The sequence below is a fragment of the Nonomuraea sp. NPDC049129 genome, assembly GCF_040648495.1.
Classification (GTDB): Bacteria; Actinomycetota; Actinomycetes; order Streptosporangiales; family Streptosporangiaceae; genus Nonomuraea.
On sequence record NZ_JBEZDU010000029.1, the window covers coordinates 18,342 to 32,065 of the forward strand.

Sequence of the window (13,724 nt, forward strand, 5' to 3'; positions counted from 1 at the left end):
ACACCCCCTCCGGGGGAGCGGAAGAAGACGGTCCGTCGTGGCCGGCGTCCTCCGGGGGTTAGAAGCGGCGGCGACGGCGGCGCCAGAGGGTGATGGCGGCGCCGACCACCAGCACGACCCCCACGCCGATCAGCACCGGTGCCAGGCTGGGACGCTCCTCGGCCCACAGCTGGTCGGGGTCGTCGGCGTACTCGACGGGGCGCTGCGTCACCCCGAGCGCGTCGCCGACCGAGGTCACCAGATTGCTCGCCCGCGTCTTCACATCCGCCACCGTGCGCTCGGCGACCCGCTTGGGGCTCACCCGGTCGGCGATGGCGTCGACCGTGTCCGCCAACTCCGCGCGCGTCCGCGCGATCCGCCGCTCCAGCTCGTCGGGATCGGTGTCAGCCATGGCTCTCCTTTCGGCCGCGCTCCGTGCGAGCTCCGCCCGGTGATCGATGAAGCGCTCTTCGCTGATCAGTCTGTCAGGTCGGCGACCCGCCCGGCACTCCGGGCAGGCCGGTAGGTTTTGCACGACGAACTCTGGAGGGCCCCATGACCGAAACCAAGCTCGCGCCCGGCGACGCCGCGCCCGAGTTCACCCTTCCCGCCGCCGACGGCGAGACCATCTCCCTCGAGACCTACCGCGGCCGGCGGGTGATTCTCTATTTCTACCCCGCCGCGATGACGCCGGGCTGCACCAAGCAGGCGTGCGACTTCCGCGACAACCTCGGCCAGCTGACCGCCGAGGGTTTCGTGGTGCTCGGCGTGTCGAAGGACAAGACGGCCAAGCTGGTCAAGTTCGCCGAGCGTGACTCGCTCACCTTCCCGCTCCTGTCGGATCCCGAGCTCGACGTGCACAAGGCGTACGGGGCTTACGGCACCAAGAAGCTGTACGGCAAGGAGGTCGTCGGCGTGATCCGCTCGACCTTCGTCATCGACGCCGACGGCAAGATCGAGCAGGCCCTCTACAACGTGAAGGCGACCGGCCACGTGGCGAGCCTGAAGAAGAAGCTCGGCCTGGCTTGATAGGCCAGGGGCCCGTCCGGTCATGCGACGGGCCCCCAGCGCACTGCCGGGACGCTAAACTCGGCTCAGGCCCGCTCTGGCAGGGGCTGCGCGGGCGTGGCGAAATGGCATACGCGGCAGGTTTAGGTCCTGTTGGTGGCGACACTGTGGGGGTTCGAGTCCCCCCGCCCGCACCTCCTCCTCGGCTACCGCAGCCTCCTCGGGCTACCTCAGCGCGTACGCCCTGATCACCTCCTGCGACAGGCTCGCCCCGCGCGTGTCGGTGGCCTTGAGGCGCAACGAGACGACTGCGGCTGACCGCGGCCGGTCCAGCGTGGCCTCGTAGGCGCCGTTCCCCTTCGAGGTGAGCCGCCGGACCGCGCGCCACGAGGCGCCGTCGTCGTACGACACCTCCAGCGACACGTCCTTGATCGGGGCGGCCGCCGAGCCGTCCTGGTGGCGCAGGGTCAGGCCGAGCCGCGGCGAGGTGGCCTGGTTCTTCAGGTCCGTCGCCACGTCATAGTCGGCGAGCAGCAGCGGGACCGTCGTGCCCGACCCGGCGTCGTGCTGTGACGGGAACGTCCACGCCGTCTTCGTCCTGGTCGACAGCCGGGCCCAGGTGGCGCGGTTCTCGACGTCGTACTCCATCCGATACGTGGCGGCGGCGGCCGGCAGGAGCAGTATCCCCTGGGGGCGCCGCTCGGTCTGCGCCAGCAGCGTGTCCCCCTGGTACAACCGCCAGCCGGTCTTCATGCCGGTCTCGAAGTTGTCGGTCTGGGCGACGCCGGTGTTCCGCCCCGCGTCGATGAGCCCCCACATGTCGACCTGGAGCAGGTCGCCCTCCCTGCGCAGCGGCCGGACCTTACCCGGGCCGGGCAGCAGCGGCTGCTTGAACCAGGTGCGGCCGATCCGCTCCCCGGCCCGGAAGGGCGCGTCGTCGGGGCCCGCGACGCCGATGTGGGCCTGGTCGTGCTCCCACGTGTAGTTGTAGGGCCTCTCCGGCGTCTCCATGCTGCTGCTCCAGCGCACCCCGGGACCGGCGGTGAGGTAGTCGACCCGGTCGCGCGGCGTACGCGGGACGGGCCGGCCGGTGTCCCAGGAGGTGGTCTCCCACGGCTGCCAGCCGAAGCGGTTCTCGGAGAGCGTCACGTCGTCGGCGAGCTGGCTGAAGAAGTCCGAGTCCACCCGGGCCAGGGACTTCGCCCGAAGGGTGTGGTCGGGCCGGTCCCTGATCCCGCCCTCCTCGCTGAGGTACAGGTCGTACACGTACGGACTGGCCACGACGCCCTTGGCCAGGACCGGCACCGGCAGTCTGCGCAGCCGTTCGGCCAGCCGGGCGCCCTCCTTGCCGGTGAGCGCGACGGTCGGGACCTTCAGCTTCACCCCGCTCTCGGACACCGGCAGGTCTCCGTACACCGCGACCATCCGGGCCCCGGCCGCCGCGGCGGCGTTGGACTGGGCGGCGACCGTCAGGTCGGCCGTGCGACGGATCAGCGCGAGCCGGCCGCGCAGGTCGCGGCCCTTGAGGTCCGCGGGTGTGCCGGTCCCGGCGTCCACGGCCAGGAGCAGCGCGGAGCCGTCGAGGCGGGGAAAGTCGGCCGACACGTCGCTGAACCAGACGGGGTCCACGTAGTCGGGGTTCAGCTCCAGCCCGGCGGTCCGCAGGGTGATGGCGGGGGCCTCCAGGTGCCAGCGGGTGGCGAGGGCGAACCGGCCCTTGGTGACGCGCTTCGTGGGCTGCAGGTAGTACGTCTCGTCGGCGCTCTCGTCCTGGAGGACCGTCTCGGTGAGGGGCGTGCCCTTGACGGGCGCGCGGGTCCAGATGAGCTTGGTCGCGGTGCCCCTGTTCCGCTTGGTCACGTGGTCGGGCGTGTCGACCCGCATCTCGACCGCCTTGCGGGCGTCGAGCACGACCTTGGTGTCACCGGTGACCTTCAGCTCGGGCTCACCGGTGAAGCTCAGGTTGAGCACGGTGCCGCGGTCGGCGTAGGCCATGCTGTCGACCGACGGGCGCAGGGTGTTGATGACGCCGAGCACGGAGTAGGTGCCGGGCGGCACCAGCACGCACGAGGCACCCGGGTCGCTCTCGCACCGCCGCACCGGATCCCCGGGCATCTCGCGGCCGTCGCGGGTCCCGTCGTCCACGTTCAGCGCGGCGGCGTACGCCTGCGCGGGGCGGCCGTCCCTGGCGATCCCGCTCACCCGCAGCCGGACCCGCTTGACCTCGACGTTGCCGGTCAGCGAGGTACGGATCGGCGGCCCCTGGCGCGGCGTCGCGACGAGCTCCGCGCGCTGCCGCCCCGCCTGCGCCTTGGCCGGGTCGAGGGTGAGCCGGACCGTCGCCTGCGCCCCGCCGGGCAGGGTCAGCTCGGCGGGCGAGACGCTGAACGGGCCGCCGGTGGCCAGGCCTAGGGTGACCGGGGTCTTGCCGGGATTGCGGTAGGTGACCTCGCGGATGACCGGCGGGCCGGAGGATACCTCGGACAGCCCGAAGTCGACCGCGCCCTCGGCGGTCAGCACCGGCTCCCCGAGCGCCGTGGCCACGTCCACCCGGCCGGTGCCCCGCTTGTCCACCGGGGTGTCGGGCATGGGCTTGGCCGTACCCATGAGCAGGGACTTCAGCTCCCCGGCCGAGATGCCGGGGCGTGACTGCCGCAGCAGCGCGGCGGCCCCGGCGACGTGCGGAGTGGCCATGGAGGTGCCGGACAGGCGAGTGTAGTGCTCGTCCACCGGCTCGCCGAGCGAGGTGCCCTTCGCCCGCGCCGCGACGATGCCGACGCCCGGCGCGGTGATGTCGGGCTTGACCGCGCGCTCCAGCCCGACGGGTCCGAAACTGGAGAACTCGGCCAGCCGGTCCTGGCCGTCGACCGCGCCCACGGTCAGCGCGGCGGGAGCGTCTCCCGGGCTCCCGACGCAGGCTTCGCAGCCCCTGTTGCCCGCCGCCACCACGAACAGCGTTCCGTAGCCCGCGTACAGCGCGCCCAGGGCGTCGGTGAGCGGCCCGCCGGGGCTGGGGTCGCCCAGGCTCATGTTCACGATGTCGGCGTGCTTCTCCCCCGCCGCCCATTCCATCCCGTCGATGATCCAGGAGCTGAGCCCTTCGCCGTTGGCGTCCAGGACCCGGCCGTTGAGCAGCTTGACGCCGGGCGCGACGCCCTTGCGCGAGCCGCCGGAGGCCGCGCCGCTGCCCGCGATGATGTCGGCGACGTGCGTACCGTGCCCGAACTCGTCGGTGGCGCTGCCGCTGTCGGTGAAGTCGCGCTCGTCGGCGACCTTCCCCGCCAGGTCCGGGTGCCCGGTGTCGACGCCGGTGTCCAGGACCGCGACCGTCGTGCCCGCGCCGTCGTAGCCCGCCGACCACGCGGCCGGCGCGCCGATCTGCGGCACGCTGCGGTCCAGCGCCGGTTCCACCTTGCGGTCCAGCCAGATCTTGGTGACGCCGTCGAGCGGGCTCTTCGTACGGCCCGTGGCCAGCGCGGACAGCTCACCGCCGAAGCCCCGCGCCGCGCTCTTGGCCAACCGGACGCCCGAACCGCCGATGCTCTCCAGCGTGCGGACCGCCTTCAGCGCGGGGACGGCCGGCATCGCGCTCTGTTTCCCGTACGTGACGATGAGGGAGAGGGCGTCCGACCGCTCGTCGGTGTAGCCCTGCGCAGCCAGGGCGGTCACGTTGAAGAGCTCGGGGTCGAGGCGGCCGGGGACCAGCCCCTCCACGTCGCTGGGCAGCACGGTGAGTTGCCCGGCGTCCTCGGTGATCCGGAAACGGGCTGGCGGCCCGTCCCCGCGCGGGGCGGCGGTGACGCTCGCTTTCTGGCGGCCGTCGGCGGCGACGGCGACGTGCACCTGGTCGCCGGTGATCAGCGTGATGTCGTAGCCGTGCTTGGCGGGGTCCGGCGCCAGAGCCGGAGCGCGGTCGGCCCGCGCGAGCGCCGGAGCGTCCGCCCGCGCGCCCGTACCGGTGATCGTGGTGACCGCGGCCACCGCCAGGGAGGCGGCCACCGCTGTCCAACGCCTGGGCCTCATCGGCCACCTCCAGAAGGCGAGAAATGTGCCGACCCAATTCCTAGTGATCTGGGGGCGTTCCGGTCCATAGGTCTCGTCTGGCGAGATCCCGACTTGTCGTAAACCCGCCTGGGCTACGCTCGCGTTCGAGACGACAGGACAGCGGGGGGCTGGCATGGCGCAACGGCGGTTACTGGAGGGCCTCGGTGTCAGCGTCGCCGAGGAGACGGCCTACCGTGCGCTGCTCCGCCACGGGCCCGCGACGCTGAGCCAGCTGGCCACCGAGACCGGGGCGTCCACCGCCGCCATCCGCCGGATGCTGCCCCGGCTGGAGGACCTCGGGCTGATCTCCCGGGTGGCCGGCCGGCCCCTGCGGCTGATCGCCACGCCGCCGAACATCGCCATCGACGTGCTGGTGGCCCGCCGCCAGGAGGAGATCACGCACAGCCGGGCCGCCGCGGCACTGCTCGCCACCGAGGTGGCCGACCGCACCGGACCGCATCCGGAGGAGGTGCTGGAGGTGGTGACCGGCCGTTACGCCGTCGCCCGCCGCTACCTCCAGCTCGAACGCAGCGTCACGGCCGAGATGCTCGTGCTGGTGCGCCCGCCGTACGCGGTCGACATCCTGGACGATCAGGAGAACCAGCAGCGCGCCGCCCACCAGGGCCCGGTCGTCCGGGGCATCTACGGGCCGCTGGCGTTCGAGGAGCCCGGCATGCTGGAGCACACGCGGCAGGCCATCGCCGACGGCGAGCAGGCCCGGCTGGGGCAGGTGCCCGTCAAGCTGGCCATCGCCGACGGCCGCACGGCCATGTTGCCGCTGGTGTCCGACGAGGACCGGGCGGTGGAGAGCGCGCTGGTCGTCCATCCGTCGGCGCTGCTCGACGCGCTCGTCGGGCTGTTCGAGGTGCTGTGGCAGGCGGCCGTGCCACTGCGGCTGTCAGCGGACCCGGCCGCGCACATCGAACGGGACGTGTGGCCACAGCCGGGCGACACCGAAGTCCTCGCCCTGCTGGCGGTGGGGATGAAGGACGACGCGATCGCGCGGCAGCTCGGTCTCAGCCCGCGTACGGTGCAGCGGCGGGTGCAGGAGCTGTGCGAGCGGCTGGGGGCCCGTACGCGGTTTCACGCCGGGTTCCTGGCCGCGCAGCACGATCTGCTGGTCCTGGATCGCGGGCCTGGTCTGCGGGCGCCTTAACCGGTCTTGGTGGGCATCGGCGTGGGCATGACGCTGGGGGGCATCATCGTAGGCACCGCCGTGGGCAACGGATACGGAGTCGCGGGCATCTGATACGGGCCGGGGTACGGCGGCAGTCGCCGGCAGTAACTCCCGCCAGGGCCCGGACGACAGTCCTGGTAGCCGGGATAGCGCTCCCAGTCCTGCCAGTAGACGCGGGCGGTGTCGCCTCGGTGGACCATGCCGCTGATCACCGCCACGGCGCCGCCCCCGAGCACGCCGCCGATGATCAGCCCGATCAGGCCCGCACCGATGATCTGCGTGGGCTTCAGCCGGAAGAAGTCGTGGAAGCTGTCAGAGCGCGGAGGTGGAGCCGTTGTCGCCCAACTGCCTCCGGGCGGCGGACCCGAGACCCGGGTGGGCGCCGCTTCCGCTTCGGGGGGAGCGGCGGGCCGGTCTCCAGGGGTCGGGTCGCGTGGCGCTTCCTCTTCGCCACGCGACCCGGCGTCACGATCATGATCCGCCATCACGATCTCCCTTTACTCGCCCCTCAGGGCGCTCCCAACGACAAGAGTGCCCTACGTCCCGTAAGGCTGATGTAAGACCTGAGTCGTACCCAAACCTCCCCCTACAGACTGACAAACCCATGCCGAAGCCTCCGTATCGTAATGATGTGTTCGGCAGGGTAATGGGATGGTCGGGACGCCATGGCAGGCTCATGGACGCCCTCCGGGTGGCGCCGCTGGCGGTGTTCTGCCTGTTCATGGCCGTGCCGTACGGGCAGAACGGCCCGTTCGACAACGGCAACCTGTACATAGGGGTGGCCGGCTACCTCGGGCTCTGCGCGGTGCTGATCGTCCCGCTGCTGTGGCGGCGGGACCGGCCGCTGACCGTCTTCGCGATCCTCTCACTGGCCTGTTTCGGGCAGTGGCTGGCCAAGATCGATCCGATGCCGGCCAACATCGCGGTGCTGGTGGCGCTCTACTCGGTGGCCTTCCGGTGCAGGTTCCCGTGGGCGGTCGCCGCGGGCGCGGTGGCCGAGGTCGGCGTGCTGCTGGTCATGGTGCACTGGCAGGCGCCGACGTTCAGCCTCTTCTTCAGCGGCTCGATCCTCGTCGTGACGGTCTGGCTGACCGGCCTGTACGCCAGGACCCGCAGCCGCTATCTGGAGAGCCTGGAGGAGCGGGCGGAACGGGCCGAGCGCGAGCGCGACCAGCAGGCCCGGATGGCGGCCGCCGCCGAGCGCACCAGGATCGCCAGGGAGCTGCACGACGTGGTGGCCCACAACGTCAGCGTGATGGTGGTCCAGGCCGACGGGGCCGGGTACGCCATCGACAGCGACCCCGACCAGGCGCGGCAGGCCGTACACGCGATCTCCAAGACCGGACGCGAGGCGCTCGCCGAGATGCGCAGGCTGGTCGGCGTCCTGCGGGAAGACGGGTCCGACGGGACGGACTACACGCCGCAACCGGGCCTCGCCCAGCTGGAGGAGCTGGTGCGCGGCGCGGGCGTGCCCGCGCGGCTGCGGATCGGGGGCCCGCCGGGCGAGTTGCCCGAGGGGCAGCAGCTCGCGGTCTACCGCATCGTGCAGGAGGCGCTGACGAACGCGCTCAAGCACGGCGGCCCCGGCGTCCGCGCGCTGGTCGAGCTACGGTACGCCGGGCGCGAGCTGGTCGTGCGGGTGACCGACGACGGCAGGGGCGCGGCGGCACCACGCAGCCCCGACGGGCACGGGCTGGTGGGAATGCGCGAGCGGGTCGGCATGTACGGCGGAGAGGTGGCGGCCGGGCCGAGATCGGGTGGCGGGTTCGAGGTGCTGGCCAGGCTGCCGGTGCCGGGCACGAGGGTGGCCTGATGATCCGGGTGATGCTGGTCGATGACCAGGAGTTGCTGCGCGCCGGGTTCCGGATGGTGCTGGGCGCCCAGCCCGACATCGAGGTGGTCGCCGAGGCCGGTGACGGGGTGCGGGCGCTGGAGGTGCTGCGCGAGGTCGAGGTGGACGTGGTGCTCATGGACGTACGCATGCCGAGGATGGACGGCGTGGAGGCGACCCGGCGCATCGACGGCCCCAAGGTGCTCATCCTGACCACCTTCGACCTCGACGAGTACGCCTTCGCGGCGGTCAAGGCGGGCGCCTCGGGCTTCCTGCTCAAGGACGTGCCGCCGGCCGACCTGCTGACCGCGATCAGGTCGGTGCACGCGGGCGACGCCGTGGTGGCGCCGAGCACGCTCAAGCGGATGCTCGCCAAGTTCGCCGCGCAACTGCCGACGGAGGAGCTCGCGGCCGCGTCGGAGCTGACGCCACGCGAGCGCGAGGTGCTGCTCATGGTGGCCCGCGGCCTGTCCAACCTGGAGATCGCCACCGAGCTGGAGGTGGCGGAGGCCACGGTCAAGACCCACCTGGGCCGGGTGCTGGCCAAGCTGGGGCTGCGCGACCGCGCCCAGGTGGTGGTCTACGCGTACGAGGCGGGCCTGGTGGTCCCGTCACGTCAGCCGAAAGGCTGACCCGGGTCATCTCAGGACCTACACGAAACCCCTCCTCGGGGCCCATATTTCCTGCATTTTCCGCTTCTAGGTTGGTCACGTTCCCGCAGACGACAAGGAGTGAACGTGACCCTCACCGATATCCGGCGACAGGCCCCTGAGGCGGTGGTGGCCAAAGCGCTGACCAAGGTGTACGGCCAAGGCGACGCGCGGGTCCACGCCCTTCGCGGCGTGGACGTCGCCTTCGCGACGGGCGCGTTCACCGCGATCATGGGCCCGTCCGGTTCCGGCAAGTCCACGCTGATGCACTGCCTGGCCGGGCTCGACACCGCGACCTCCGGCACCGTGCACATCGGCGACGTGGAGCTCACCGGGCTCAACGACAAACAGCTCACGCTGCTGCGCCGCGAGCGGATCGGCTTCATCTTCCAGGCGTTCAACCTGCTGCCGACGCTGACCGCCGAGCAGAACATCCGCCTGCCCCTGGAGATCTCCGCCCGCCAGCCGGACCGGCTGCTCTTCGACCGCGTCATCGAGACCGTCGGGCTGCGCGACCGGCTCGCCCACAAGCCGACCGAACTGTCCGGCGGCCAGCAGCAGCGCGTCGCCGTGGCCAGGGCGCTGATCAGCAAGCCACAGGTGATCTTCGCCGACGAGCCGACGGGCAACCTCGACTCGCGAAGCGGCGCCGAGGTGCTGTCGTTCCTGCGCACCTCCGTACGCGAGCTCGGCCAGACCATCGTCATGGTCACGCACGACCCGGTGGCCGCGGCGTACGCCGACCGCGTGGTCTTCCTGCGCGACGGCGAGCTGGTCAGCGAGATCAACGCGCCCTCACCGCAGTCGGTGCTCGACACGCTGATGAAGCTGGAGGCCTGAGTTGCTGAGGACGACTCTGGCCGGGCTGCGCGCGCACAAACTGCGGCTGCTGCTCACCTCACTGGCGATCACGCTGGGGGTCGGCTTCATCGCCGGTACGTTCGTGCTGACCGACACCATGAAAGCCGGCCTGTCGCAGCAGGCCACGGCCGAGGCGGACAAGGTCGGCCTGGCCGTACTGCCCGAGGACCGCGAGGCGGTTCTACCGGAACACCTGCTCGACCAGGTACGCGGCCTGCCCGGCGTACTGGAGGCGCAAGGACTGATCCGCGGCAGCGCGCCATTGCTGGGCAAGGACGGCAAGGTGGTCGGGAACGCGCCGACCACGGCCGTCTCGATCGTGACCGGCCGCCTCGACCGCACCACCATAATCAGCGGCACCGGCCCCGGATCCGACGACCAGGTGGCGGTGCTCGACAAGAACACCGCCAAGGCCCAGGGCCTCAAGCTCGGCGACACGATCACCGTGCTCGACTCCCGGCACCGCGAGCAGCGGTTCAGGCTGGTCGGCATCATGGACACCGGCCTGGACCAGATGCTGGCCTACACCGGCGCGATCGGCTTCACCCCGGCCACGGCTCAGCGGATGACCGGCGCCAAGGGCTTGACCGAGATCGACATCGCGGGCGACGGCACGACGCTCAAGCAGGCGGTCGCCGCCGCCGCCGGAGCGGGAGCGAAGGTCAAGACGGGCGCGGAGCTCGCCAAGGGCCTGGCGGCCGAGTCCGGCATCCAGATGGAGTCGCTGACCACCGGCCTGCTGCTGTTCGGCCTGGTGGCCATGCTCGTGGCCGCGCTGGTCATCTACAACACCTTCAACATCCTCGTCGCACAGCGGGCCAGGGAGATGGCGCTGCTGCGCTGCATCGGCGCCACTCGCGGGCAGGTGTTCGGCTCGATCATCCTGGAGTCCACCGCTGTCGGCCTCCTGTCGTCCGCGCTCGGCCTGCTCGCGGGCTACGGCCTGGGCGCGGCCACGCTGGCCGTACTCGGCGCGCTCGACGCCCCGCTGCCCACGAACGCGGCCATCGCGCTGACGCCGGTCACGATGCTCAGCGGGCTGGGCCTCGGCCTGCTGGTCACCGTGGGGGCGGCGCTGCTGCCCGCGCGGGCCGCCACCCGGGTCGCGCCGATCGCGGCGCTGCGCACGCAAGTGGAGGAGCAGACGTTCCGTACCGGCGTCGTACGCGTGCTGCTCGCCACGCTCTTCCTCGTCGCCGGGCTCGGCACGGCCGGCTACGGGGCGCTGGTGATGGAGCCGGGCCAGATGGTGCCGCTCTTCGTCGTCATGGGCGGCGGCGCGCTGACCTTCCTGGCGGTACTGATCCTCGGACCGGTGCTGGTCAAGCCGCTGAGCGCGCTGATCGGCTGGATCCCGGCCAGGCTGTTCGGCGTACCGGGACGGCTGGCCGTGGACAACTCCGGACGCAACCCCCGCCGGGCCGCCACCACGACCGTGGCGCTGACGATCGGCGTGACGCTCATGACGCTGATCTCGGTGGTCACCGCCTCGACGCGGGTGACGATGACGACCAAGCTCGACAACCAGTTCCCCGTCGACTACCTGGTGGCCACCCAGGAGCGCGACGCCGCTGTCCCCCGGTCGGTGGCCGACTCGCTGCGGCGCAGTCCGGAGCTGTCCTCGGTCGTACAGATCCGCGCGGCCAAGGCCAAGATCTCCGACTCCGGCAATTCGGTGCAGGTCGGCACCTTCAACGGACCCTTCAAGCCGGAGGTACGGTCCGGTTCGATGGACCGGCTTGAGCCGGGGCAGGTCGCGGTGACCGCCCCCGCGGCCGGCCGGTTCGGGCTACGGGTCGGCGGCACGGTCGCGGTGCGGACCGCCAAGGCCGGGACCGTCACATTGCGGGTGGTCGCCGTTCTCTCGGGCGATGCGTCCCTGCCGATGTTCACCGTGGCCGAACGACCCTTCGACGAGTACTTCGGCCAGATACCCGACACGCGGGTGATGGTGAACATCAAGGACGGCGTACCCACCGCACAGGCCCGCAAGGCGGTGGACGCGGCGACGGCGGCCTACCCGATGGTCCAGGTGACGAGCGCGACGGAGGTACGCGGGCAGTTCGACGACACGCTGGACATGCTGCTGATGATCATCACCGGGCTGCTGGGCCTGGCGATCCTGATCTCGCTGCTCGGCATCGCCAACACGCTGTCGCTGTCGGTACATGAACGGACCAGGGAATCGGCGCTGCTGCGGGCCCTCGGGCTGACCAGGCCACAGCTGCGGCGGATGCTCTCGGTGGAGGCGCTGGTGCTCGGGCTCATCGGGGCGGTGGTCGGGGTGGTGCTCGGCGGCGTGTTCGGGTGGGCGGCGATGCGGGCGATGATCGACGGCGCCTGGTTCGTGCTGCCGGTGGGGCAGATCGTGCTGTTCGTGGTGCTGTCGGGGCTGGCCGGGGTGCTGGCCGCGGTACTGCCTGCGCGGCGGGCGGCTCGGGCGTCGATCGTGGGCTCACTAGCAACCGGATAAACCCCGACAAATCACGATAAAGACGGCAACTTCCGGAAAGGAACTATGCGGGACGGCGAGCCGCATCCCTCGTCGTCCCGCACCCCGCCTCCGCCGCTCCTCTGGTGAGCGAGGGGTACGGCCGATCAGCGGGGGGTACGGCCGGGCCAGAGCTCGGCGACCGTTTCCGGATCGAGAAGCGGCCGGGTGACCACCTCACCGGACACCTTGTCGATCACGATGCAGCCCCCGCCGACCGTACTGGGCAGGGTCGCCGGGTCATCGAGCTCAGGCTCTCGCACCCAAGCGACATAACCCTCATTGAACCCATGAATCCCCACCGAGACGGAGTCGTCCGCCCGCCGCACCCCGTTGAAGTACTCCTCCGCCAATGCCCTGGCCTGGTCGAGGTTCATCGCGGTTGCCCCTGCCTGTCGACGATCACGCAGAACACCCCGGTCACGGTTGTATAGGGCGGTTCGACGGCCATGTGGCCCCGCTGGGCATCGATCCAGATCACCTCGCCGCCCGAGTTGACGGCGTTCCACGCATGAGACCCGCCACCGGGCCAGCGCACCACGATCACGGCCGCCGCCCCGTGCCCCGCCTCCAGCAGCCGCCGCGCCACCATCGGATAGGCGTGCCGCCCCTGCCCCAGGTACTGGAACCGCTGCCCCACCCACCGCTCGATCCGCGCAGTGCCCCCGACCTCACCGGTGACCTGCGGCCGCCCGATCCGGTCGTACTCCGCCACCCTCGGCGCCGCCGCAGCGGGCTCGCCGTGCCAGGTGGACAGTACGGCCAGCGCGCAGTCGGCGGCGTTGGACGCACGAAACGGGTCATCGGCCGGACCGCCACCGTTGATCAGCCTGACCCACGTGCCACGCGGATCGGGAAACCGCGTACCGAGCGGAATCGCCAGCGCCAGATCGTGCTCCACCTGCGCATCGGGCTTCGCCAGCCCTCCGGGCACACCGTAGGGCCGGTAACCGGCCAACCTCGGCGGCCGATGCGACCGCTCGAACCAGTCCCGCTCAGCGACCGTCTGCCGCCCAGCCGCCCCCACCCCATTCCCCTGCCACCCAGAGCCTCCGCTTCCGGCCTCCTGCCGACCAGCACCCCCGCCCCCGTCCCCCTGCCACCCAGAGCCTCCGGCACCAACCTCCTTTGGACCAGCACCCCCGTCCCCCTGCCACCCAGAGCCTCCGGCGCCAACCTCCTGCCGAGCAGAACCTCTGGCGGCCCCGTGCCACCCGGAGCCTCTGGTTCCGGCCTCCTGCCGACCAGGACCGCTGGTCCCGGCCCCGTGCCGCCCAGTTGTCCCGACCCCGGTTTCGCTCAGGGCGGCCGGCCCGACCCCACCTCCCTGAGGCCCAAGCGCCGCAGCGCCCGAGGGCGTCGAAGCGCTGTCGGGCGGGAGCCCCAGAATGGCCGCCGCCGGCCCCACCCCGGCTCCGCGCGGAACAGGCGCCACAACCCCACCTTCTTGGGACCCAACCGCCGCAACGCCCAATCCCGGCGAAACGCTGTCCGGCGGGAGCCCCAGAATGGCCGCCGCCGACCCCCCGAACATCCCTGCCCCACCCGTCGCCCCAGCGCCCGGCCCATCCGCACCACCGCTAACCCCGCCGCCGCTGATCCCGCCGCCGGTAATCCCCGCGCCCTCCACGAACGCCGAGCCACCTGCTGAGCCCGGCCTACTCCCGGAGTCCAAGCCACCCC

At 71.6% G+C, this 13,724-nt stretch carries 11 protein-coding genes and 1 tRNA gene; 7 read left to right on the plus strand and 5 right to left on the minus strand.

The window, feature by feature from the left end; translation table 11 throughout:
- Nucleotides 1-58: 58 nt before the first annotated feature.
- Complete coding sequence (locus tag AB0B64_RS50640; RefSeq protein ID WP_357942799.1) at nucleotides 59-391, minus strand: DUF3618 domain-containing protein; 333 nt, start codon at nucleotides 389-391, stop codon at nucleotides 59-61.
- A 143-nt stretch (nucleotides 392-534) separates the two neighbouring features.
- On the opposite strand from AB0B64_RS50640, the gene bcp reads away from it, so the two are divergent.
- Both bcp and AB0B64_RS50650 read left to right on the plus strand, forming a co-directional pair.
- Complete coding sequence (bcp, locus tag AB0B64_RS50645; protein ID WP_358197109.1) at nucleotides 535-1,008, plus strand: thioredoxin-dependent thiol peroxidase; 474 nt, start codon at nucleotides 535-537, stop codon at nucleotides 1,006-1,008.
- 90 nt (nucleotides 1,009-1,098) lie between these two features.
- Nucleotides 1,099-1,181: transfer RNA gene (locus AB0B64_RS50650), tRNA-Leu, on the plus strand.
- A 31-nt stretch (nucleotides 1,182-1,212) separates the two neighbouring features.
- Here AB0B64_RS50650 and AB0B64_RS50655 read toward each other — a convergent pair.
- On the minus strand, nucleotides 1,213-5,010 hold the full coding sequence (locus AB0B64_RS50655) for a S8 family serine peptidase (RefSeq protein ID WP_358197110.1): 3,798 nt from the start codon (nucleotides 5,008-5,010) through the stop codon (nucleotides 1,213-1,215).
- Between the two features lie 154 nt (nucleotides 5,011-5,164).
- Here AB0B64_RS50655 and AB0B64_RS50660 point away from each other — a divergent pair, with 154 nt between their 5' ends.
- A complete protein-coding gene (locus AB0B64_RS50660) occupies nucleotides 5,165-6,187 on the plus strand; it encodes a helix-turn-helix domain-containing protein (protein WP_358197111.1) in 1,023 nt (340 codons plus the stop codon).
- Here AB0B64_RS50660 and AB0B64_RS50665 read toward each other — a convergent pair.
- Nucleotides 6,184-6,693 carry a hypothetical protein gene (locus tag AB0B64_RS50665; protein WP_358197113.1) on the minus strand — a complete coding sequence of 170 codons (510 nt, stop codon included), beginning with the start codon at nucleotides 6,691-6,693 and terminating at the stop codon, nucleotides 6,184-6,186. The two genes, AB0B64_RS50660 and AB0B64_RS50665, sit on opposite strands and share 4 nt — an antisense overlap.
- A gap of 146 nt (nucleotides 6,694-6,839) precedes the next feature.
- On the opposite strand from AB0B64_RS50665, the gene AB0B64_RS50670 reads away from it, so the two are divergent.
- The 4 genes from AB0B64_RS50670 to AB0B64_RS50685 all read left to right on the plus strand — a co-directional run bounded on the left by AB0B64_RS50670 (nucleotide 6,840) and on the right by AB0B64_RS50685 (nucleotide 12,023).
- The gene (locus tag AB0B64_RS50670) at nucleotides 6,840-8,021 is read left to right on the plus strand and encodes a sensor histidine kinase (RefSeq protein ID WP_358197115.1); all 1,182 of its coding nucleotides are present in this window, start codon (nucleotides 6,840-6,842) and stop codon (nucleotides 8,019-8,021) included.
- Nucleotides 8,021-8,671: a response regulator transcription factor gene (locus AB0B64_RS50675; RefSeq protein ID WP_357942787.1), complete on the plus strand. Its 651-nt coding sequence runs from the start codon at nucleotides 8,021-8,023 to the stop codon at nucleotides 8,669-8,671. Before AB0B64_RS50670 ends, AB0B64_RS50675 begins: the two co-directional genes overlap by 1 nt.
- A 105-nt stretch (nucleotides 8,672-8,776) precedes the next feature.
- Nucleotides 8,777-9,529: an ABC transporter ATP-binding protein gene (locus tag AB0B64_RS50680; protein ID WP_357942785.1), complete on the plus strand. Its 753-nt coding sequence runs from the start codon at nucleotides 8,777-8,779 to the stop codon at nucleotides 9,527-9,529.
- 1 nt (nucleotide 9,530) lies between these two features.
- Complete coding sequence (locus AB0B64_RS50685) at nucleotides 9,531-12,023, plus strand: FtsX-like permease family protein (protein WP_358197125.1); 2,493 nt, start codon at nucleotides 9,531-9,533, stop codon at nucleotides 12,021-12,023.
- A 125-nt stretch (nucleotides 12,024-12,148) separates the two neighbouring features.
- Here AB0B64_RS50685 and AB0B64_RS50690 read toward each other — a convergent pair whose 3' ends face one another.
- Entirely contained in the window at nucleotides 12,149-12,418 is a 270-nt protein-coding gene (locus tag AB0B64_RS50690; protein ID WP_357942781.1) for a hypothetical protein, read from the minus strand.
- Nucleotides 12,415-13,068, minus strand: a complete 654-nt coding sequence (locus AB0B64_RS50695; protein WP_357942779.1) for a toxin glutamine deamidase domain-containing protein — start codon at nucleotides 13,066-13,068, stop codon at nucleotides 12,415-12,417. The genes AB0B64_RS50690 and AB0B64_RS50695 overlap by 4 nt, the downstream gene beginning before the upstream one ends.
- Nucleotides 13,069-13,724: the final 656 nt, after the last annotated feature.

Bases quoted from the DNA above. Each gene is read 5' to 3' on its own strand.
- AB0B64_RS50660 (WP_358197111.1), top strand. From the start codon at position 5,165: ATGGCGCAACGGCGGTTACTGGAGGGCCTCGGTGTCAGCGTCGCCGAG.
- AB0B64_RS50655 (WP_358197110.1), bottom strand. From the start codon at position 5,010: ATGAGGCCCAGGCGTTGGACAGCGGTGGCCGCCTCCCTGGCGGTGGCC.
- AB0B64_RS50665 (WP_358197113.1), bottom strand. From the start codon at position 6,693: ATGGCGGATCATGATCGTGACGCCGGGTCGCGTGGCGAAGAGGAAGCG.
- AB0B64_RS50690 (WP_357942781.1), bottom strand. From the start codon at position 12,418: ATGAACCTCGACCAGGCCAGGGCATTGGCGGAGGAGTACTTCAACGGG.
- bcp (WP_358197109.1), top strand. From the start codon at position 535: ATGACCGAAACCAAGCTCGCGCCCGGCGACGCCGCGCCCGAGTTCACC.
- AB0B64_RS50640 (WP_357942799.1), bottom strand. From the start codon at position 391: ATGGCTGACACCGATCCCGACGAGCTGGAGCGGCGGATCGCGCGGACG.
- AB0B64_RS50675 (WP_357942787.1), top strand. From the start codon at position 8,021: ATGATCCGGGTGATGCTGGTCGATGACCAGGAGTTGCTGCGCGCCGGG.